This is a genomic window from Pseudoneobacillus rhizolycopersici (assembly GCF_054786815.1).
Map to the genome: position 1 here is coordinate 317,757 of NZ_JBTOOE010000002.1, position 21,873 is coordinate 339,629.

A 21,873-nucleotide genomic window follows, 5' to 3' on the forward strand; every position below is an offset into this window, starting at 1 on the left:
AATAGTTAAAGGTAAAGCTGGTGAATTCACATGAAATTAAAAATGAATTATTCATTTTTGAATTCGGATTTTAATATTGTCGAAAAAGAGCTTGAAGCAACCATTCAATCAAATTCACAATTATTGCGTCAAGCCTCTTTACATACCTTGCAAGCAGGTGGAAAACGAATTCGACCAGTCTTTGTATTACTTGCCGGTAAATTTGGTAATTATGATATTAATATAATTAAGAATGTAGCAGTTGCCCTGGAACTTATTCATATGGCGTCCCTTGTGCATGACGATGTCATCGATCATGCTGAACTTAGAAGGGGTAAGCCGACCGTCAGTGCCAAATGGGATAACAAAATTGCCATGTACACAGGCGATTACATTTTTGCCCTTGCCATCCAATTAATGACAAAGATTGAAAATCCAACTGCTCATCAAATTTTATCTAATGCCATCGTCCAGTTATGCGTTGGTGAGATTGAACAAATAAAAGATAAATATCGCTTTAACCAACATTTAAAAGATTATTTACGGAGAATTAAAAGAAAGACCGCTTTACTTATAGCTGTAAGCTGCCAACTTGGAGCTGTCGCCGCAGGCGTAGAGCCACATTTACATAAAAAACTGTATAGATTCGGCTATTTTGTCGGCATGTCTTTTCAGATTACCGATGATGTGTTAGATTTTATCTCGACCGAAAAAGAGTTAGGGAAACCTGCTGGTAGTGATTTAATACAAGGCAATATTACTTTGCCTGCCTTATTTGCCATGCAGGATGACCGTTTAAAGACTAAAATAACGAAGGTTCATGAGAATATGGACAAGTTGGAATTAGCATCTATCATCGAAGATATTAAAGCATCCGGAGCGATTGATAGCTCTATTAAAATAAGTGATCAATACCTTGATAAAGCACTTAAGGTACTGGATGAACTTCCAGATAATAAAGCGAAAAAGGCATTTACGGATATTGCAAAATATATTGGCCGTAGAAAAAGTTGAATAGTTGCGAATTTTTCCAAAGAATGTTACTATTTTCCTCGGGATTGTCTTTTGGCTAATCCTTGATACATATTTGTTTAGGAGTGGAATAAATGGAAAAAACGTTTTTAATGGTTAAACCTGATGGTGTACAACGGAACTTAATTGGCGAAGTTGTTGCTCGTTTTGAAAAAAAGGGCTTTCAATTAGTTGGTGCTAAATTAATGCATATTTCTAAAGAATTAGCTGAAGAGCATTATGGGGAGCATAAGGAGCGTCCTTTCTTCGGTGAATTAGTGGACTTTATTACATCTGGTCCTGTTTTTGCGATGGTATGGCAAGGTGATAACGTTATCTCTACTGCTCGTACAATGATGGGTTCAACTAATCCTAAGGATGCTGCACCAGGTACAATTCGCGGTGATTTCGGATTAACTGTTGGGAAAAATGTGATTCACGGATCTGATTCACCAACTAGTGCTGAACGTGAGATTGGTTTATTCTTTAGCGAAGGTGTAACAGAATATTCTAAACTTGTTAACGAGTGGATTTACTAATCCCTTATAGACGCTGCTTTTAAGCAGGCGTCTTTTTTTATACTACTTTTATTAAGGCTCTTTTCGTAAACTTTGTTGCTAAAGGTGCACTGTATAGTTTCATTTGTAGTGTTTCCTGGCGATTTTCGTATACTATATTACGAAAAGATGCATGAAACAATATATTATACAAGTTAAAAGAACTTAAACGAAAAGCATCAATGTATGCAAAAATAGCCTTTATTAAAAGGCATATGCTATAGTGATACATAATCCTTTTTTGAGTTGATTGGAGGAAAAAATAATGAGATATTTAACCGCAGGGGAATCACATGGTCCTCAGTTAACTACTATCATTGAAGGTTTACCAGCAGGGATGCCGTTAACAATCGAGGATATTAATGTTGAACTTGAAAGACGACAAAAGGGTTACGGCCGAGGCAGGCGCATGCAAATCGAAAAGGATCAAGTGCAAATGATGTCAGGAGTTCGTCACGGATTGACTCTGGGTTCACCCATTGCGCTAGTCGTTGAAAATAAAGATTGGAAACATTGGACAAAAATCATGGGGAATGAACCAATTTCGGAGTTAGAAGAGGATGAGATGAAGAGGGTTATTACAAGACCTCGACCGGGCCATGCGGATTTAAATGGTGCCTTAAAATATGGTCACCGCGATATGCGAAATGTCCTGGAACGATCATCAGCGCGTGAAACAACTGTTCGAGTAGCAGCTGGTGCAGTTGCCAAAAAAATGCTTTCTCTTCTTGGAATAAAAATTGCTTCTCATGTGATTGAAATTGGTGGCGTCAGAGCAAAGTCCATTGCTTACGAAACCCTTGAGCAATTAGTAGCTGTTACTGAGAAATCAGATGTTCGCTGTTTTGATCATGAATCTGAAGAAAAAATGAAAGAAGCAATTGATTTTGCTAAAGCTAGCGGTGATTCGATTGGTGGGATTGTCGAAGTCATTGTTGAGGGAATGCCTCCTGGGATTGGCAGTTATGTCCATTATGATCGCAAATTAGATGCGAAAATTGCAGCTGCAATTGTTAGTATAAATGCATTTAAAGGTGTAGAATTTGGCATTGGTTTCGAAGCTGCTAGAAGACCTGGGAGTAAAGTACACGATGAAATTGCGTGGGAAGAAGAAAAAGGCTATTACCGCAAAACCAATAACCTTGGAGGTTTTGAAGGTGGTATGACCACGGGGATGCCGATTATTGTAAGAGGAGTAATGAAACCAATCCCGACCCTTTATAAACCACTTCATAGTGTAGATATTGAGACAAAAGAGTCATTTTCTGCAAGTATCGAGCGTTCAGATAGTTGTGCCGTACCTGCAGCTGCTGTTGTGGCTGAGCACGTAGTTGCTTGGGAAATCGCCTCCTTTATGATTGATCAATTTTATAGTGACCGTTTTGATACCCTAAAGGAAACAGTCCAAATGCAGCGAAACTATGCGAGGGGTTTTTAATGGAAAAGATTCAAATAATAACTGAGTCCAAGGAGTATCCTGTTATTATTGGAAAAGATGCGGTATCTCAATTACCTGAGATTCTTGATGGGATCACATCAATAAGTAAAATCGTTGTGATCACTGATCAGCAGGTACATGATCTATATATCTCAAGTATAATTGAGCTTATAAAGCCCTATGAATTCACAATATTTATAACCCCAGTTGGAGAGGCTGCCAAAACTTTTGAAGTATATTACGAAGCACAAGGGTTCCTTCTCGAACATAAATTGGATCGAGATTCATTACTTATTGCATTTGGTGGAGGAGCAATCGGAGATTTAGGTGGCTTTATCGCTTCTACGTTTATGCGTGGGATTAGGTTTATACAAGTTCCAACTACGATTTTGGCACATGATAGCGCTGTAGGGGGAAAAGTTGCAATCAATCATCCAGTTGGCAAAAATATGATAGGGTCATTTTACCAACCCGAAGCAGTAATATATGACGTATCATTTTTCAATAGCCTATCATTAAGTGAAAGACAATCTGGTTTTGCGGAATTAATTAAGCATTCTCTTATTGCGCATGTTCCTTTTTATGAACAACTGAAAGCCGATATTCAGACACTAGAATCTTTTAATCTTCAAGTGTTTCAACGATACTTAATAGACGGGATAAAGGTTAAATCTGAATTCGTTGCATTAGATGAAAAGGAGAAAGGGCAAAGAGCTTACTTGAATTTTGGTCACACATTAGGCCATGCTATTGAGGCTGAGGCGGGTTATGGAAAAATAACTCATGGGCAAGCTGTTATTTTCGGGATGATTTTTGCTTTACACTTAAGTGAGGAGCTTGAGAACCTTAGCTTTGAATTAAATCAGTTCACCAATTGGCTTGATAGGTTAGGATATAGGACAAAAATTCCCTCTTTCTTTTCAAGAGAGGTATTAATTAATCGAATGAGACAAGATAAGAAAGCATCCAAGCAGGAGATTCGAATGGTACTTCTTTCAAAAGTAGGTGAACCAATAACAAAAACTGTCTCGGAAGATATCTTGTTAAGAACCCTTAATAACATGTATGAATAGGTTCAAGGAAGGAGGGGGTATTTGTGATTAGAGGTGTAAGAGGAGCAATAACGGTTGAAAAAAATGATAGTAATGATATTATCTTAGGAACGGAAAAGTTATTAACTGAGATGATTAAGGCGAATAAAATTGAACCGGAAAATGTCGCTTCTGTGTTTATTTCAGTCACAGAGGATATTACCGCTGATTTCCCCGCTAAGGCTGTTAGACGTTTCGAGGGATGGTCTTTCGTTCCAGTTATGTGTATGAGAGAAATGCCAGTTCCTGGTGCACTTGAATTATGTATACGTATAATGATTCATGTAAATACAATGAAATCACAGAATGATATTCACCATATATACTTAGAGAAAGCAATCGTGTTACGTCCAGATCTGGTAAAATAAAAAATCGTTTGCTTGACCTCTGCTGAGAAAGAGTGATATAGAGAATGGAAAAAATGCTATCATATAATGCAGAAAAACTAGTAGGAGAAATTGAAGTTCCTGGAGATAAATCCATTTCCCATCGAGCAGTTATGTTTGGTGCTATTAGTAAAGGAACGACAACAATCCAAAATTTTTTAACAGGTGAAGATTGTCTAAGCACGATTAACTGCTTTCAAAAATTAGGTGTAAATATTGAAGAAAAAAATGGAATAATTATAATTGATGGAAAGGGTTGGGAGGATTTAATCGAACCAGACCAAGTGTTAGATGTAGGAAATTCCGGAACGACTATTCGACTTATGCTTGGACTTCTATCGGGAAGGCCTTTTCATTCAACCTTTGTTGGCGATGACTCGATTGCAAAACGGCCGATGAAACGTGTGACCAATCCTCTGAGAAAAATGGGTGCGACGATTGACGGGCGACAGAACGGTGAATTTGTCCCAATCACATTAAGAGGTGGTGGACTAAAACCAATTACCTATTCACTGCCTGTAGCCAGTGCCCAAGTGAAATCTAGTTTACTTCTGGCTGCATTACAAACAGTAGGTACTAGTAAAATAACAGAGCCAGTGGCAACAAGAGATCACACGGAAAGAATGATAAAGAAATTCGGTGGTCAAATCGAAGTGGAAGACTTAACCATTACGATAACAGGACCACAAACTTTAGTGGGTACGCATATTAACGTTCCAGGAGATATTTCGTCAGCAGCATTTTTTCTTGTTGCCGCAGCGATTGTACCTAATGCAATAATTCGTATTAAAAATGTGGGTTTAAACCCTACACGGACTGGTATTATAGACGTGTTAATCAAAATGGGTGCGAAGATGGAAATTATTCCAAACGAATCCGAAGTTTTTGAACCTGTCGGTGATATTGTGATAGAAACCTCAGCTTTAAAAGGAATCGTAATTGCAGGGGAGTTAATACCAAAGTTAATAGATGAGGTGCCGGTTATTGCCTTACTTGCAACACAAGCAGCAGGCAAAACGATTATTAAGGATGCTCATGAGCTAAAGGTAAAGGAAACGAATCGTATTGATACAGTAGTGGGGGAACTGAAAAAACTTGGTGCGGATATTGTTGCAACCGAGGATGGCATGATTATTAATGGACCTACCAAACTGCAAGGGGGACATGTTTCTAGTCACGGCGATCATCGGATAGGTATGATGCTTTCAATTGCAGCCTTAATATGCCAAGAGAAAGTTATTTTGGATAAATCGGGAGCAATAGGAGTATCTTACCCTCATTTTTTTAGAGATCTTCATAATCTTATCGAAAAAAATCCGCATTAATCTGAGCGGATTTTTTTTGCTATAATAATAGCATTTTTTTTCTAACAATAACATAGCTTGTCTTAAGACCAATAAAAGGGTGGTTTTATGACATATATTATTGAAAATGCAAATATTCTCAAGGATTCAGAGCTCGTAAAAACTTCTTTACTTATTAAAGAGAAGAAAATCACCTATATCAGCAAAAACTTTAATAGGTATTCGTTTATGAAAATGAATGCAGAATCCTATATTATGACACCAACCTTCGTACTATTTGATTCTTTAAAAGTTTTGCTGGATAGTTCATTCCAACAAAAAAAGGACTATTTTTTAGAGAACTTTATAAAGCAAGGTTCAACCACATTATTAACTTTTGCCTCAATTCGTTACGAAAATGAGTTAATGACGAAATTAAGGGAAATAAAACGAGAGTTACTTAACTCCCCAATTGACTACTTGATTGGTGTTAAAGTACCATTAAACTTATTAAATCCAGGGTTTATACGAAAATGTAAAAAAGAAAAAATACCGGCAATTTTTATTGAGTTAGAAAAAGATCATCATTTATCAGCGATACCATGGGGCTGGATAAGGGAAGCGATGTTTCCGTTTAACAGCCCGTTAATTCCATTTATTGTAGAAGCCGATTCAAAGTATCATAAGAAAATTCTTCAAGAATGGAAAACCATAATGGAGTCTGAAAAAATTCCTCATCTACCTACAATGCTAACTGAAAGGATACCATTATCTTTAAATGTAATTGGCAAACTGGGAATTTATCCACAGAAAGCTTGTATCCTCCAAGGGGGAGAAGTAAGTTATAATTTATTTAAAATAAATAGAGAGCTTAAACATATGAATATTAATAGCTTGTACCAAGAACACCGTGATAAACTCATTGTAACTGTTCATAAAGGTAGTGTGATAAGAGCCGGGGACGGTGGAGTCATTTTTAGGTCAGGTTTTGGCGAACATGTTAAGGTAACCCTACCAAGTTTCTTTCAGATAGAAGGGTAGCAACAAATAAAATAAGTATATGGTTTTAAGAAAGGAAATGCTCGATGCAAATAGTTACTGAAATAATATCTCTTTTAGAAGATGGTCATGTAGAATCGGCTATGAAGAAATATACAAATGTATTGAAACAAGAAAATGCGGAGATACAATTTGTTCTTGGCGAAGAATTGTTCCAATTAGGATTTCTTGAGGAAGCAAAGGCTTTGTTTGAAGTATTACTTAAAAAATATCCGGAAGAAGGAGAAATTCTTGTTAATTTAGCTGAGATTAATCTTGATTTAGGAAATGAGGATTTGGCTTTAGACTTTCTGGAGAAAATCTCGGAATATGACGCAAGTTTCCCTCAAGGCTTATTATTGCAAGCAGATTTATATCAAATGCAAGGATTGTATGAGGTCAGTGAACATAAATTATTAAAAGCAAAAGAAATTCTTCCTAATGAAAAAATAATCGATTTCGCTCTTGGAGAACTGTTTAGGGAGCAGGGCAAATTAATAGAGGCAATTCAAGCATACGAATTAGTTTTAAAAGAAAAAACGGAAATTGTTGGTGTGAATATGCACCAAAGAATTGCAGAGATACTTAGCTTGTCCGGTCAGTTTGAAGAAGCACTTCCTTATTATGACAAAGCTCTACAAGAAAAGTTGGAAATTAACACATTATTTGGATATGCGTTTACAGCCTTTCAAGCGGGATATAATCGAACAGCAATAGAAAAATTTAATGAATTAAAGGAGCTAGATAAAGAATACCATGCCATGTATTTGTACCTAGCAAAGGCACATGAGCATGAAGGTGAGCTCGAAGAAAGTTATCAAGTGATTACTGAGGGAATAAAACAAGATGAATTTAATAAGGATTTATACTATTATGGTGGAAAAATTGCTTTAAAACTTGGTAAGGAAGAAGCTGCAGAGCAATTGTTTAGAGAGAGTCTTGTCTTAGACCCTGGTTTTACAGAGGCGGCCTTAACCTTAAATAAATTATTTCTGCAATTGGAGCAATACGAGGATGTACTTGATTTAGTCAAGCATATCGAGGCAAATGAGGAAGAAGAGCCACAGTTACTTTGGGATGCAGCCATTGCATTACAAAAAACAGAAAAATATTTAGAGGCATTAAACAAATATGAGCGTGCATATACTTTCTTTAAGAAAACACCAGATTTTCTAATAGATTACGGATATTTTTTATTAGAAGAAGGAAAAACGAAGCAAGCTGCCGAAATTTTTAATCAGTTGTTGAAAGAAGACCCTAGTAATGAAGAGTATTTATCGATACTCGACCGCTTGACCCAATAGGAATAATCATTTGGAGAAGTCTGCTCAAGGAGGGATATAGATGGCAACCCCTGTATCTGTCAACGAGAAGAAGGACTTTATTCGTTGGTTCTTAAATCACTATCAGTTGAAACGAAGAGAATGTGTGTGGATTCTAAACTATTTAATGAGTCATGATCAATTAATGGAAAAGGTTCATTTTGTCGATCAAGCACAATATTGCCCTAGAGGGTTGGTCATGTCAACACATTGCATTGACAAGGTGCCATTCAGGTTTTATAAAGAAAACGTCATGACAACGGATGCCGAAAAATCTTTTCATGACATTCGTTTAAACCGCGAAGAAGAAATTTATATACAATTAAATTTCCATGCCGCCAATCAATCCCACCAATATATAGCGGTCCTAGAAGAAAATCCTTTTATGCCAAAACATTTGCAATTAAATGATAATGACAGAATTTTGGCCGAACAGTTCTTAAATGCTAGTATTAAGCGATTTCAAAGAGAAAAGCTGTTAGCTTTAATAGATGAGGCACTTGATCAAGGTGATCGCTCACAGTTCTTACTTTTAACAGAACAATTAAACAAACTCATAAAATAAATTAGGGCTCAATCAAATCGGGATTAAGATTTGATTGAGCCATTTTTTGATATCCAATCCTATATTTCCGAAGATTTTGTGACGTTTTTGTGAACATTATAAGAGGTTGCCAAGAACTGTGATAAAATAATGAACGTGCCTGAAATCCTAGGATAATTTTAACAAAGATTCCTATAATAATGATAAGATAATAGAGGATGATTTTTTTGGGAATGATGAAAAAGAAGGAATCGGAGTGAAGGAAGTTGAAATGGATAAATGAAGATATAGAAATGTATATGAAAGCCAAAGAGTATCTCGATACAATCGTCATCCCTCTTTATCCAATATCTTTTGGAGATGATGCAAAACAGACGGCAAATATGACTGAATTTATTCAATTAATGACCACTCAATTGGAAAGACAATTTAAAGGAAGGCTCATCCTCCTTCCAGGGTATACATATTTTAAGCGAGAGAACCAAGATGAACTGATTGATGGTCTAAAACGATGGGAGAACATCCTAATCTCTGAACAATTTAAACATATATTTTATGTTACCTCTGATAGCGATTGGAAATTGAAGGAACAGCATTTATCTGGAACACTTATTTGGTTACCGGCACTCCCATTAGAGATAATGGATGCAAAATATAAAAATTCGATGATTGAAGACCAGGTTAAGCAATTAGTAAATTTATTTGTAAAACGTTGGCATGACGAATTGTGAAGGGTTTGTGAAGTATGTTATTGACCTTCCCTAAAGATTGATATATCATGGTTATGTCCTAGTTTTAAATGTATGAAGTTATGTCTAAATGATTATAGTTTCTCATAGAGGGGGGAAAAAAATGAGCAAGAATCAAGTTTCTAGACGCCAATTCCTAAGCTACACTCTAACTGGTGTAGGCGGCTTTATGGCTGCAGGTATGTTAATGCCGATGGTTCGTTTTGCAATTGATCCTGTATTAAAGGCAGATGCTGCTGGGGATTACATACCGACAACCCAAAAGATAGCTGATATCACATCTGAACCTAAACGTGTTGACTTCACGTTTACACAAGTAGATGCATGGTATGAATCTGAAGTTACCAATACAGCTTGGGTATATAAGGATGAAAGCGGCAACATCGTAGCCCTTTCACCTGTTTGTAAACACTTAGGTTGTACAGTTGACTGGAATACGGATGCGAAAAATCCAGAACATTTCTTCTGTCCTTGTCATTATGGATTATATACAAAGGATGGTACAAACGTACCTGGAACTCCACCGTTGGCTCCACTTGATGTCTATCCGTATATAGAAAAGGATGGCTTCTTACATTTAGGTAAAGCAAAACCACGAAAGGAGGCGTAATAAGTGTTAAACAAAATTTATGATTGGGTAGATGAACGTTTAGACATTACGCCTTTGTGGCGTGACATTGCCGACCACGAAGTTCCAGAGCATGTTAACCCTGCACACCATTTTAGTGCATTTGTTTACTGTTTTGGTGGTTTAACGTTCTTCGTTACTGTAATTCAAATTCTATCAGGTATGTTCTTAACCATGTATTATGTACCCGATATTGAAAACGCCTGGCGTTCTGTTTGGTATTTACAAAATCAGGTTGCATTTGGACAAATTGTTCGTGGAATGCATCACTGGGGTGCAAGTTTGGTTATCGTAATGATGTTCTTACATACGTTACGCGTGTTTTTCCAAGGTGCCTATAAAAAACCTCGTGAATTAAACTGGATAGTCGGAGTATTAATTTTCTTCGTCATGCTTGGTTTAGGTTTTACTGGTTATTTATTACCTTGGGATATGAAAGCATTGTTTGCAACAAAAGTAGGTCTTCAAATTGCTGAAGCTACACCATTAATCGGAAAGCAAGTGAAGATTTTACTTGCGGGACATGCTGATATCGTTGGTGCTCAAACCTTATCTCGTTTCTTTGCGATTCATGTATTCTTCTTACCTGCAGCGTTATTTGGTTTAATGGCAGCACATTTCATGATGATTCGTAAACAAGGTATTTCAGGTCCACTATAAGATATGATGACCTTTTGAATAAAGGAGGGGGATTTAAACCATGCATCGAGGAAAAGGGATGAAATTTGTCGGTGACTCTCGTGTACCTGCCGAGCGGAAACCTAATATTCCAAAAGATTATTCGGAATATCCTGGTAAAACAGAAGCATTCTGGCCTAACTTTCTATTAAAAGAATGGTTGGTAGGAGCTGTTTTCTTAATTGGGTATTTATGTTTAACAGTAGCTCATCCATCTCCGTTAGAGAGAATTGCGGATCCTACTGATACCGCATATATCCCATTACCAGACTGGTATTTCTTATTCTTATACCAATTATTAAAGTACTCTTACGCTTCAGGTCCATATACGGTTATTGGAGCATTTATTATGCCAGGCTTAGCGTTTGGAGGACTATTATTAGCGCCATTTATTGACCGTGGTCCACATCGTAGACCATCTAAACGTCCTTTAGCTACAGGGTTTATGTTAATGGCTCTTGCATCAATTTTTTACTTAACTTGGGAATCTGTTGCTACTCATGACTGGGAAAAGGCAAAGGCTCAAGGGAAAATTGTTGCGGAAGTGGAAGTTGATACAGAAGCAGAGGGTTACAAAATTCTTGAAGCAAATAATTGTTTGTCTTGTCATGGTACTGACTTAACAGGTGGAGGGGGTCCAGCACTTGTTGATACTGGCCTAACACCGGAAGAAGTAATGGATATCGCAGTTAATGGTAGAGGCGGTATGCCTGCTGGTATGTTTAAAGGTACTGATGAAGAACTTAAAAAACTTGGAGAATTTATTTCAAGTCTAAAGCCTGAATAAGGAAGAAAAAGCTGACGATTGCTCGTCAGCTTTTTACTATATTGAAAAATCGAGGTGAATAGATGAACTATCTCTATGCATTTTTAGCGAATCGGAAGATCTTAGCATTATTGTTTATCGTAAATCTTTTAGGAACGATATATGGATATTATTGGTATGGTTGGCAACTATCTGAAACCCCTGGAAAGTTTTTGTTATTTGTTCCTGATAGTCCAACAGCAAGCTTATTCTTTGTAATAGTTTTGATTGCATTTTTATTGCGTCGTAATTGGGGGCTAATTGAAGCTCTGGCCATTGTTACTCTATTCAAATATGGAATATGGGCTGTGGTTATGAATCTGTTAGTGTTAGTAGAAACAGGTAAACTGGAACCAACTGGTTATATGCTCATGGCTTCTCATCTGGCAATGGCCATACAAGGGATTCTCTATTCTCCATTCTATCGGATAAAAATATGGCACCTCATAATAACCGCTATCTGGACTTTACATAATGATGTGATTGATTATGTGTTCTTTATGCTACCTAGATATCCTGTGCTGGACTTATATACTCCTCAAATTGGCTATTTTACTTTTTGGTTATCTGTTTTATCCCTGTGGTTAGCCTATTATTTTGGAATCAGAAAAAATCGGTTAAAATTAGCCTAAAAAAAGAAAAATCCTAATAGTGGTCTAACCTTGTCCTACCTTTCATACATTTTAGTAGTAATTAGAGGGGGGACAAGGATGAAATCGAAGTTTTTAGGTGTTTTTCTAGCTGTTTTTTTACTTTTTCCATTATCTACTCACGCTGAGGAGGTATCACCTTTATCAGAATTGGATAGAATCTCCGATGATGCCTTAAAAATGGTTAAGCTTAATCGCTTTGATGATGCTAAAAAGTTATTAGAATATTTTTCAAAACAATTTGGCGTATTGAATCGGCATGGTCAATCTTTTTCAATGGATGAATTAAGAATTGTTACCATTTCCCATAATGATGCTTTGGAAGCAGTAACTAGTCCTAGTTTAGAACAGCCAGAACGAATCAATCGAATGACTAAGTTTCGACTTGTTATCGATGCCGTTGCTTCTACCCATCAACCTTTATGGACAGAAATGGAAGAGCCAATTATGACTGCCTTTCATCAGGTCCAAGAGGCGGCAAATAGTGGGGATGCAATCGGATTTCATGAAAAATTTAATACTTTTTTAGCTCTATACGAAATGGTGTACCCAAGTATTAAAATTGATATTCCTGCCAGTCGTGTACAGGCTCTTGATGCAAGAATTGGTTTTATCGATGAATTTCGTCCGCAAATAATTGAACAGGCAACAAATCAAAAAGAACTCCAAGCATTGGAAATGGAATTAGAATCCATTTTCGACGATATGACAGAGGACGAAGCAGATCCTTCTTTATGGTGGGTGATGATATCTACTGGAAGTATCATTATTATGACCTTATCTTATGTAGGATGGAAAAAATATAAAGCTGATAAAGAAAAAACAAAGGATTACAAACGGGATTATAAAAAATAAAGCAAAGGGGTGTCCGAAAATTTGGACAGCCCCTTGTTATCTTTCAATAGGTCTTTTGTTTTCATCCAAGGTAAACCCTTCCCCTAAAACATCATGTACCTCGCTAACAGATACAAAAGCATGTGGGTCTACAGAGGTTATGACACTTTTTAATCGAATGATTTCGTTTTTACCTACCACACAATATAATACTTCTCTTTCGATTTTGGTGAAATATCCATAGCCCTTAAGAACCGTTACACCACGTTCCATTTCTTGCATAATTTTATCAGCAATCTTACTATTGTGTTCTGAAATGATCATGGCTCCTCTAGCAGAATAGGCACCCTCTTGAATAAAATCAATTACTTTAGCCCCGACAAAAACTGCCACCAGTGTGTACATAGCTTCCCGATATTCTAAATAAAAAATGATTGAAACGGTAATAACAATCGCATCAAACATAAACATCGTTTTACCAATATTCCAACCAGCATATTTTTGCATTAAGCGTGCGATAATATCAACGCCACCAGTTGTACCACCAAAACGAAAAATAATCCCTAACCCAACACCAATAAAAACTCCAGCAAATAAGGCTGCAAGTGCTAAATCGTCATGTAAAGGAATTTTAAATGTGCTATATCTTTGAAAAATCCATAGGAATAAAGATACTCCTACTGTACCAATAATGGTATAAATAAAAGTGCTCCTTCCCAAAAACCTCCAACCTACAAAAAATAGAGGAATATTTAACAATAGGTTGGTATAGGAGGGATCCCATTTAAATAGAAAAAATAAAAGCAAAGTAATACCTGTAAAACCGCCTTCAGCTAATTCATTTTCCATATTAAAATGTACAAGTCCAAATGAAAAAATGGCTGCTCCTATTAAAATAAAAAAAATATTTTTAAATTTAAGGCCAAAGACCAAAATTACCCACCCTTTCCACAAGTTTTCAGCGATACCTATTATATAGGATATAAAAAAAGAGAGCAATCTAGTCAACTATTCAATAGGCTATCTAAATTATTGTAAATGATGAAAAATTTAGCTAACATGGTAGAGAAAAAGTATAATGAAATTATTGGATGATAGAGGAGTGTTAGTGTAGTGGAAAATATTCGGATTGTAATTGCTGGACCTCGTGGTCGGATGGGGCGTGAGGCTGTTAAGCTAGTAAATGATACGGAGCAATTTCAGTTAGTGGCGGTCATCGATCGAAAAAATAATGGGATGAATTTATCTGACCTTGAAGGGTTTAATGGGATTAACGCTCCGATTTATAGTAGTATTGAGGAATGTTTTCTGACATCACGTGCTGACGTGCTGATTGATTTAACGACTCCTGAAACAGGGATGCATCATGCTAGAACAGCTTTAAATCATGGTGTAAGGCCTGTTGTGGGAACGACTGGCTTTACCAAAGAGGAATTAGAGGAACTTCAGAATTTATGCGAAGAAAAACAGTTAGGATGTATTATTGCCCCAAACTTTGCTATAGGTGCTATTTTGATGATGAAATTTTCCCAAATGGCAGCTAAGTATTTTCCGAACGTGGAAATTATAGAGTTACATCATGATCAAAAATTAGATGCTCCTTCAGGTACCGCCGTTAAAACAGCGCAAATGATTTCGGAGGTTCGCCCAGTCCACAAACAAGGTCATCCAGATGAAAAGGAAACGATGGTAGGTGCTAGAGGAGCTGATTTCGAAGGGATGCATATACATTCCGTTCGGTTACCAGGATTAATTGCTCATCAACAAGTGTTATTCGGAGCAGAAGGCCAAAGTTTAACCATTCGACATGATTCTTATAATCGTGCTTCCTTCATGTCGGGTGTTAAAGTAGCTGTGGAAACAGTTATGAAACTGAATCTATTTATTTACGGATTAGAAAATATTTTAGAATAGGGGGAACTTATATGAATATTGCCTTAATAGCACATGATCGTAAAAAGGATGACTTGGTTGCTTTTGCAACGGCATATAAACCAATATTTGAAGAGCATCAATTATTTGCTACTGGTACGACAGGACTTCGGATTGCGGATGCTACCGGGTTGGAAATTACTCGATTTAATTCTGGTCCATTAGGTGGAGATCAAGAGATTGGAGCAATGGTTGCCAAAAATCAAATGGACATTATCTTTTTCTTTCGCGATCCATTAACGGCTCAACCTCATGAACCTGATGTTACTGCATTAGTACGTCTCTGTGATGTTTATTCTATCCCTTTAGCCACGAATATGGGGACAGCCGAAATGTTGATTAGAGGACTTAAAGAAGGTCTCTTGCAATGGAGAGAAAATAGAACCGGCCAACTTGGTGAGAAGAATGAGTGAAATTTCATTAAAAATATTAGCATTTGGAGCCCATGCTGATGATGTGGAAATTGGTATGGGTGGAACAATCGCCAAATACACTGAGAAAGGATTGTCAGTAGGTATATGCGATTTAACGAATGCAGAATTATCTTCAAACGGAACTATAGAGCTAAGAAAACTGGAAGCTCTAAATGCATCTGAACTCTTAGGGGTGACAGTGAGAGAAAACTTAACAATGCCGGATAGAGGGTTGTTTTTACAAGAAGAATTTATTCTAAAAGCTACAGAAATGATTCGGAAATATAAACCCGAAGTTGTTTTTGCTCCCTTTTGGAAAGATCGTCATCCTGACCACGGAAACTGTGCACGTATTGTTGAGGAAGCAGTATTTAATGCTGGAATAAAAAAATATGTGACTAAAAATTTTAACGAGGCTCATCGTGTCAATCAGCTTTATTTTTATATGATAAATGGTTTTCATAAACCGGATTTCGTTATTGATATTTCCAAGCATATGGAGAGGAAAATTGAGAGTCTAAGGGCATATGAAAGCCAATTTACGAAAACAAATGGTAGTTTTGAAACACCATTGGTTAATGGATATATTGAAACGGTTGAAGCGAGAGAAAGATTATTTGGCAAAGAGGTTGGCGTATTATACGCCGAGGGTTTTAAAACCAATAGACCTCTGTTATATGATCTCGATTAAGGAGAAATAGAAATGAGGATGAAGAAATTAAAGATAGGGATAACCTGTTACCCAACGGTTGGCGGTTCAGGGGTTGTCGCAACAGAACTGGGAAAATTATTGGCTGAAAGAGGACATGAAATTCATTTCATTTCTTCCAGTCTACCGTTTCGTTTAAATAAAATGTACCACAATATTTACTATCATCAGGTTGAAGTGAATCAATATTCAGTATTTCAATATCCACCCTATGATATTGCTTTAGCCAGTAAAATGGCCGAAGTAGCCAACCGTGAAAAGCTAGATATATTACATGTTCATTATGCTATCCCCCATGCCGTTTGTGCTATTTTAGCCAAACAAATGTTAAATCGGGATATTAAAATTGTCACTACGCTTCATGGGACCGATATTACCATCCTTGGAAATGATTTGTCACTATCAGGGGCTATCAAGTTTGGAATAGAAAAATCTGATGTTGTGACAGCCGTTTCTAATTCGTTAGCCAAACAAACTTACGAGCTTTTACAACCAGAAAAAGAAATCCAAACGGTCTATAATTTTATTGATGTTCGTGTTCATAAAAAGGGACATTCAAAGGTTTTAAGAAGTAAATTACATATCCATAATGATGAAAAGGTTATTATTCATGTATCCAATTTTCGCCCGGTTAAAAGAGTTTCAGATGTCGTAAAGGCATTTGCGAAAATGGCTCAACATATTAAGGCTAAGTTACTTTTAGTTGGAGACGGACCGGAAATGTCAGTAGTTTGTAATTTAGTATCTAAACTAGGATTACGTGACAAAGTATTACTTCTGGGAAAACAGGATAATGTTGAGGACCTATACAATTTAAGTGACCTCATGTTGTTGCTTTCTGAAAAAGAGAGCTTTGGTCTCGTTGCCCTTGAGGCAATGGCATGTGGTGTACCCTGTATTGGTACAAATATTGGTGGCATCCCAGAAGTCATCGAAGACGGGGTGAATGGCTTTATTTGTGAAGTTGGCGATATTAATCGGATTGCAGATAAAGCACTTGGTTTACTTACAGACCCTATAAGCTACGAGAATTTTTCTAAAGAGTCGATTCGTGCGGTTCACGAAAAATTTCACGCCGATATTATTGTGAATCAATATGAAAATATATACTATCGCCTACTGGGAGATGCGAAATGACAAATCCTTTTAAACAAGCACGGCCGCTGTTGGAGAAAATAATTGCGGCTGGACACGAAGCTTATTTTGTCGGTGGATGCGTTCGAGATTTTTTGTTAAAAAAAGAGATCCACGATGTGGATATTGCTACCTCGGCGACACCAATGGAAATTAAAGAACTTTTTCCACGAACTGTTGATATTGGAATCGAACACGGAACTGTTCTAGTGCTTTACAATGGGCAACCCTACGAAATTACTACCTTTCGTGCTGAATCTGATTATGAAGCTTTTCGCCGACCGAAGGAAGTTCAATTCATAAGAAATTTGTTTGAGGATTTAGAGCGAAGAGATTTTACCATGAATGCGATCGCAATGAGTGTAGATGGTGCCATTATAGATCCATTTCATGGTCAGGAGTCGATTCATAATAAACTGATACAAACAGTTGGCAACCCCGATAACCGTTTTCAAGAGGATGCTCTAAGAATGATGAGGGCAATAAGATTTGTTTCACAGCTAAACTTTACGATATCGAATGAAACACTGGAGGCAATCAAAAGAAATAAACATTTATTAAGTAAGATTTCAATCGAGCGGAAGATGATGGAGTTCGAAAAGCTATTGTGTGGAAGTAATCGAAAAAAAGCGATTAAGCTATTGATGGATAGTAGGGCCTATTCATATATTCCAAATTTGGAAGTTGATTCCTTAATTACATTTCAAAAATACGATAATCAGAAACTTGATTTGTTAGAAATGTGGGCTTTACTACTCTTTACTCTTGGTTTGTCTGAAAAGAAAGCTAAATCGTTTTTGAATGACTGGAAACTGTCAAATAATAAAATAAATTCTGTTATCAGTAGATTGCGTTTTCTTAATATACGGTTCAATCGAGAATGGTCCGAACTACTCCTTTACAAAGCTGGGGAAGAAATTAGTGTGAGTACGGAAAAAATTTTTCAGGTCATAAAAGGAATCAACGAAAATATAACTTTGAAGCACATCAAAGATAACTATCAAGCCTTACCTATTAAAAACCGTAAAGAGATGGTCGTTACCGGTGAGGATATTATGAGATGGGTTAATAAAGATGGGGGTCCATGGTTAAGAGAAATAATTGAATCAATTGAAGAAGAAATTGTACAAGGAAATGTTGTCAATGAAAAAGAGGCAATAAGGGAGTGGCTTACTAATTGCAATCTGAACTAAGAAAGAAATTATTGGATGCTTTTTCAACCCAAGAAGGAAAATATATATCTGGTCAAGGTTTAGCAGAAGCGCTTGGATGCTCGCGGACGGCTGTTTGGAAACATATTGAGGAACTGAGAAAAGAAGGATTTGAGGTAGAAGCGATACGTAATAAAGGCTATCGGCTAATGAAGACCACAGAAAGTGTAAGTGCTGACGAAATACGTCTAGGACTGAAAACCTCCTTTATCGGCCAATCTATATACTATGAAGATAAAGTTGAGTCCACGCAGATTATCGCTCATCGGTTAGCATATGAGGGAGCCGACGAAGGGACCATTGTGATTGCGGAAGAACAAACTGTAGGGCGCGGACGGCTGGATCGGAAATGGTATTCTCCAAAATATACGGGTATATGGATGAGTATTATCTTAAGACCGAAGATCCCCCTTCAAGAAGCCCCACAGCTGACCCTTCTCACAGCGGTAGCGGTTGTTTTAGCGATTGAGGAACTGACGGATTTATCACCTCAAATCAAATGGCCTAACGATATATTAGTCAATGGGAAAAAGGTAACCGGTATATTAACTGAGTTACAAGCGGAATCTGACCAAATTAATTCCGTCATCATTGGAATCGGAATAAATGTAAATCAAAAACAAGAGGATTTCCCGATTGAACTTCATGAGTTGGCTACCTCAATAGCGATTGAGCAGGGGAGTGTTTTCAAAAGGGCTGTATTTATTCGATCAGTATTGACTCATTTGGAAAAGCTTTATTTATTATTCCTTGAAAAAGGTTTTTACCCTATAAAATTATTGTGGGAGAGTCATGCAATAAGTATAGGAAAGGTAATTAGAGCAAAAACGTTAACCAATGTTATCGAAGGTAGAGCATTAGGAATAACTAATCAAGGCGTTTTACAAATTGAAGATCAATATGGAAAGGTTCATTTGATATATTCAGCTGATATCGAACTGGGAAATGAAAATTAATAGCCAAATAAACATTTGCTTGTTATAATGCTTATTGGGCAGTATCCATGTGAACTGCACCTTATGGAAGTTAAGAAAATCGACAAGATTAATTATGTAGTTCTGCCTAGATCCAGAAACGGACCGGGACAGAGGGATGAAACGTAAGTTAGGGAATTGCAGGATCCTTCTGAGGCTAAGAAGTGATCCTTTTTGTGTTGGATAATTCTCCAACCGTTTCAGTAACTCTTTTTCGTTGTCTAGCTTAATGTGTCAAAAGACTACAAAAAGCTTAACAGTAAAAGGAGGAATTCAATTGAAACAAACAACTGATTTTTTGAAAATGAAAGCGAACGAAAAAATTGCTATGCTAACAGCGTATGACTATCCTTCCGCCAAACAAGCAGAAGAGGCTGGAGTGGACATGATTCTAGTTGGAGATTCTCTTGGAATGGTTGTTTTAGGATATGATTCAACGTTACCGGTTACATTAGCGGATATGATTCATCACTCCAAAGCAGTAAAACGTGGTGCAAAGGATACATTTATAGTCGTTGATATGCCGTTTTTAAGTTACCATACATCTATTAAGGACACATTGCTAAACGCAGGTAAAATCATTCAGGAAACCGGAGCCAATGCGGTGAAACTAGAAGGTGCTGATGAAGTTTTAGAACATATTAAAGCACTTACAAAGGCAGGAATACCCGTAATGGCCCATTTAGGACTGACCCCACAATCTGTAAATGTATTAGGCGGTTACAAAGTACAGGGTAAAGAAACGCAAGCTGCATTAAAGTTAATTGAAGATGCAAAAAAATGTGAAGCGGCTGGAGCATTTTCAGTGGTTCTGGAATGCGTTCCAAAACAATTATCAAAGGAAATAACAAGGTCGATATCCATCCCAACAATTGGCATAGGTGCAGGGGTTGAAGTAGATGGTCAAGTACTCGTTTATCATGATATGATTGGCTATGGTGTGAGCAGGATACCTAAATTTGTGAAACAATATGTAAATATTCATACTAGTATGGTTGAAGGAATTAAATCATATGTAAACGAAGTAAAAAGTGCTGTATTCCCGGAAGACAAGCATTCATTTTCAATGAAAGAAGAGGAACTGAAAGGGTTATATGGGGGAAAATAACATGAAAATTATTGAAACCATCAAGGAAATGCAGCGAATTACCACAGATCTTAAAAATCATTCAAAGAAGATTGGTTTCGTACCAACAATGGGTTTTTTACATGAAGGGCATCTAAATCTGATTAGACAGTCCAAAAAGAATAATGATATTACCGTATTAAGCATATTTGTTAATCCGCTTCAATTTGGACCAACTGAGGATCTTTCAACTTATCCGCGTGATTTTCAACGAGACTCCGAGCTTGCTCGTGTAGAAGGTGTAGATTACATTTTTTATCCAACTGTAAAGGAAATGTATCCTTCAGAACCTTCTGTTACCGTTAAGGTTCACGATCGAACGGATGTGTTATGTGGAATGGCAAGACCCGGACATTTTGATGGGGTAGCTACGGTTCTAGCAAAATTGTTCCATATTATTCAGCCAAATCGAGCTTATTTTGGTTTAAAAGATGCCCAGCAAGTAGCTGTTGTTGAAGGGTTAATATCAGACTTTCATTTTCCAATTGAACTAATTAGGGTTGAAACCATTCGTGAGGAGGATGGACTGGCCAAAAGCTCACGGAATGTATACTTAAACGATCGAGAAAGAGTAGAAGCTACTCATCTTTATAAAAGTCTACGGATAATAAAGGAAAAAATCTTGTCAGGGAATAGAAATTACCACGATTTAGTTGAAACGATGAAGGATTATATTCAAACAAATACAAGTGGTGTAATTGATTATATTGAAGCATATTCCTATCCGAAATTGAAGCCGGTCACTGACAATGATAATACGATTATTGTTGCCTTAGCCGTAAAGTTTTCAAAGGCAAGGCTTATAGATAACATCATTATTCAATTAGATAAATAAGACTTATAGATAACATCATTATTCAATTAGATAAATAAGAGAAAAAATGAGGGGGGTAGCGTATGTTTCGCACCATGATGAATGCCAAAATACACCGCGCCAGAGTGACAGAGGCAGATTTAAATTATGTAGGCAGTATTACGATAGATGAAGATATCTTAGATGCCGTTGGTATGGTTGCTAATGAAAAAGTGCAAATCGTTAATAATAATAACGGGGCACGTTTTGAAACGTATATTATCCCAGGTGAGCGGGGCAGTGGAGTAATCTGTGTTAATGGTGCTGCTGCAAGGCTTGTGCAAAAGGGAGATGTTGTCATTATTATTTCTTATGTCATGATTTCTGATGAAAAAGTGGCAACCCATAAACCAAAGGTTGCAATTATGAGTGAGGATAATCAGATTAAGGAATTAATTGCTGCTGAGCCTGCTCATACGGTAATGAACTAAAATCCCCTTTTTTGTACTGCACCCCAAAAGTTAGAGTAAAGGATCTAACTTTTGGGGTGTTTATTTTTGTCTAAATATAGTGAGAAATTTAAGGTTA

At 36.9% G+C, this 21,873-nt stretch carries 25 protein-coding genes; 24 read left to right on the forward strand and 1 reads right to left on the reverse strand.

Going from position 1 to position 21,873, the window contains the following annotated elements; genetic code table 11:
- Positions 1 to 30 precede the first annotated feature (30 nt).
- The 15 genes from hepT to ypjB all read left to right on the forward strand — a co-directional run bounded on the left by hepT (position 31) and on the right by ypjB (position 13,014).
- On the forward strand, positions 31 to 993 hold the full coding sequence (gene hepT / locus ACX9YW_RS04275; protein ID WP_460342229.1) for a heptaprenyl diphosphate synthase component II: 963 nt from the start codon (positions 31 to 33) through the stop codon (positions 991 to 993).
- Positions 994 to 1,085: 92 nt separating this feature from the next.
- Positions 1,086 to 1,529, forward strand: a complete 444-nt coding sequence (ndk, locus tag ACX9YW_RS04280) for a nucleoside-diphosphate kinase (protein WP_460342232.1) — start codon at positions 1,086 to 1,088, stop codon at positions 1,527 to 1,529.
- 283 nt (positions 1,530 to 1,812) lie between these two features.
- Entirely contained in the window at positions 1,813 to 2,985 is a 1,173-nt protein-coding gene (aroC, locus tag ACX9YW_RS04285; RefSeq protein WP_460342235.1) for a chorismate synthase, read from the forward strand.
- Positions 2,985 to 4,058, forward strand: coding sequence for a 3-dehydroquinate synthase (aroB, locus tag ACX9YW_RS04290; protein ID WP_460342238.1), 1,074 nt, complete (start codon positions 2,985 to 2,987; stop codon positions 4,056 to 4,058). Before aroC ends, aroB begins: the two co-directional genes overlap by 1 nt.
- A 23-nt stretch (positions 4,059 to 4,081) precedes the next feature.
- Positions 4,082 to 4,444, forward strand: a complete 363-nt coding sequence (gene aroH, locus ACX9YW_RS04295; protein WP_460342241.1) for a chorismate mutase — start codon at positions 4,082 to 4,084, stop codon at positions 4,442 to 4,444.
- Between the two features lie 44 nt (positions 4,445 to 4,488).
- Positions 4,489 to 5,787: a 3-phosphoshikimate 1-carboxyvinyltransferase gene (gene aroA / locus ACX9YW_RS04300; RefSeq protein WP_460342244.1), complete on the forward strand. Its 1,299-nt coding sequence runs from the start codon at positions 4,489 to 4,491 to the stop codon at positions 5,785 to 5,787.
- Positions 5,788 to 5,874: 87 nt separating this feature from the next.
- Positions 5,875 to 6,786 (forward strand): hypothetical protein, encoded by a 912-nt coding sequence (locus ACX9YW_RS04305; RefSeq protein WP_460342247.1) that lies wholly within the window; start codon positions 5,875 to 5,877, stop codon positions 6,784 to 6,786.
- Positions 6,787 to 6,830: 44 nt separating this feature from the next.
- Complete coding sequence (locus ACX9YW_RS04310; protein WP_460342249.1) at positions 6,831 to 8,087, forward strand: tetratricopeptide repeat protein; 1,257 nt, start codon at positions 6,831 to 6,833, stop codon at positions 8,085 to 8,087.
- Positions 8,088 to 8,127: 40 nt separating this feature from the next.
- Positions 8,128 to 8,670 carry a ReoY family proteolytic degradation factor gene (locus ACX9YW_RS04315; protein ID WP_460342252.1) on the forward strand — a complete coding sequence of 181 codons (543 nt, stop codon included), beginning with the start codon at positions 8,128 to 8,130 and terminating at the stop codon, positions 8,668 to 8,670.
- 245 nt (positions 8,671 to 8,915) lie between these two features.
- Positions 8,916 to 9,380 (forward strand): YpiF family protein, encoded by a 465-nt coding sequence (locus ACX9YW_RS04320; protein WP_460342255.1) that lies wholly within the window; start codon positions 8,916 to 8,918, stop codon positions 9,378 to 9,380.
- A gap of 121 nt (positions 9,381 to 9,501) precedes the next feature.
- The gene (locus tag ACX9YW_RS04325; protein ID WP_460342258.1) at positions 9,502 to 10,008 is read left to right on the forward strand and encodes a QcrA and Rieske domain-containing protein; all 507 of its coding nucleotides are present in this window, start codon (positions 9,502 to 9,504) and stop codon (positions 10,006 to 10,008) included.
- Between the two features lie 3 nt (positions 10,009 to 10,011).
- Entirely contained in the window at positions 10,012 to 10,686 is a 675-nt protein-coding gene (gene qcrB, locus ACX9YW_RS04330; RefSeq protein WP_460342261.1) for a menaquinol-cytochrome c reductase cytochrome b subunit, read from the forward strand.
- 40 nt (positions 10,687 to 10,726) lie between these two features.
- Positions 10,727 to 11,491: a c-type cytochrome gene (locus tag ACX9YW_RS04335; protein ID WP_460342264.1), complete on the forward strand. Its 765-nt coding sequence runs from the start codon at positions 10,727 to 10,729 to the stop codon at positions 11,489 to 11,491.
- Positions 11,492 to 11,553: 62 nt separating this feature from the next.
- Positions 11,554 to 12,141 (forward strand): lipoprotein heptaprenylglyceryl N-acetyltransferase LhaT, encoded by a 588-nt coding sequence (gene lhaT / locus ACX9YW_RS04340; RefSeq protein WP_460342267.1) that lies wholly within the window; start codon positions 11,554 to 11,556, stop codon positions 12,139 to 12,141.
- Between the two features lie 78 nt (positions 12,142 to 12,219).
- Positions 12,220 to 13,014, forward strand: coding sequence for a sporulation protein YpjB (gene ypjB / locus ACX9YW_RS04345; RefSeq protein ID WP_460342270.1), 795 nt, complete (start codon positions 12,220 to 12,222; stop codon positions 13,012 to 13,014).
- A 36-nt stretch (positions 13,015 to 13,050) separates the two neighbouring features.
- Here the strand turns inward: ypjB and ACX9YW_RS04350 are convergent, their stop codons facing one another.
- Positions 13,051 to 13,926 carry a YitT family protein gene (locus tag ACX9YW_RS04350; RefSeq protein ID WP_460342273.1) on the reverse strand — a complete coding sequence of 292 codons (876 nt, stop codon included), beginning with the start codon at positions 13,924 to 13,926 and terminating at the stop codon, positions 13,051 to 13,053.
- A 180-nt stretch (positions 13,927 to 14,106) separates the two neighbouring features.
- Here ACX9YW_RS04350 and dapB point away from each other — a divergent pair, with 180 nt between their 5' ends.
- The 9 genes from dapB (at position 14,107) to panD (ending at position 21,776) form a co-directional block, all read left to right on the forward strand.
- On the forward strand, positions 14,107 to 14,907 hold the full coding sequence (gene dapB / locus ACX9YW_RS04355; protein WP_460342276.1) for a 4-hydroxy-tetrahydrodipicolinate reductase: 801 nt from the start codon (positions 14,107 to 14,109) through the stop codon (positions 14,905 to 14,907).
- A gap of 11 nt (positions 14,908 to 14,918) precedes the next feature.
- A complete protein-coding gene (gene mgsA / locus ACX9YW_RS04360) occupies positions 14,919 to 15,338 on the forward strand; it encodes a methylglyoxal synthase (RefSeq protein ID WP_460342279.1) in 420 nt (139 codons plus the stop codon).
- Positions 15,331 to 16,029: a bacillithiol biosynthesis deacetylase BshB1 gene (gene bshB1 / locus ACX9YW_RS04365; protein WP_460342282.1), complete on the forward strand. Its 699-nt coding sequence runs from the start codon at positions 15,331 to 15,333 to the stop codon at positions 16,027 to 16,029. The genes mgsA and bshB1 overlap by 8 nt, the downstream gene beginning before the upstream one ends.
- A gap of 18 nt (positions 16,030 to 16,047) precedes the next feature.
- Positions 16,048 to 17,184 (forward strand): N-acetyl-alpha-D-glucosaminyl L-malate synthase BshA, encoded by a 1,137-nt coding sequence (bshA, locus tag ACX9YW_RS04370; protein WP_460342369.1) that lies wholly within the window; start codon positions 16,048 to 16,050, stop codon positions 17,182 to 17,184.
- Positions 17,181 to 18,374: a CCA tRNA nucleotidyltransferase gene (locus tag ACX9YW_RS04375; RefSeq protein WP_460342285.1), complete on the forward strand. Its 1,194-nt coding sequence runs from the start codon at positions 17,181 to 17,183 to the stop codon at positions 18,372 to 18,374. Before bshA ends, ACX9YW_RS04375 begins: the two co-directional genes overlap by 4 nt.
- On the forward strand, positions 18,359 to 19,348 hold the full coding sequence (locus tag ACX9YW_RS04380) for a biotin--[acetyl-CoA-carboxylase] ligase (protein WP_460342288.1): 990 nt from the start codon (positions 18,359 to 18,361) through the stop codon (positions 19,346 to 19,348). Before ACX9YW_RS04375 ends, ACX9YW_RS04380 begins: the two co-directional genes overlap by 16 nt.
- A gap of 295 nt (positions 19,349 to 19,643) precedes the next feature.
- Positions 19,644 to 20,474 (forward strand): 3-methyl-2-oxobutanoate hydroxymethyltransferase, encoded by an 831-nt coding sequence (gene panB, locus ACX9YW_RS04385; protein ID WP_460342291.1) that lies wholly within the window; start codon positions 19,644 to 19,646, stop codon positions 20,472 to 20,474.
- Position 20,475: 1 nt separating this feature from the next.
- Positions 20,476 to 21,327: a pantoate--beta-alanine ligase gene (gene panC / locus ACX9YW_RS04390; protein ID WP_460342294.1), complete on the forward strand. Its 852-nt coding sequence runs from the start codon at positions 20,476 to 20,478 to the stop codon at positions 21,325 to 21,327.
- A gap of 62 nt (positions 21,328 to 21,389) precedes the next feature.
- On the forward strand, positions 21,390 to 21,776 hold the full coding sequence (panD, locus tag ACX9YW_RS04395; protein WP_460342297.1) for an aspartate 1-decarboxylase: 387 nt from the start codon (positions 21,390 to 21,392) through the stop codon (positions 21,774 to 21,776).
- Positions 21,777 to 21,873: the final 97 nt, after the last annotated feature.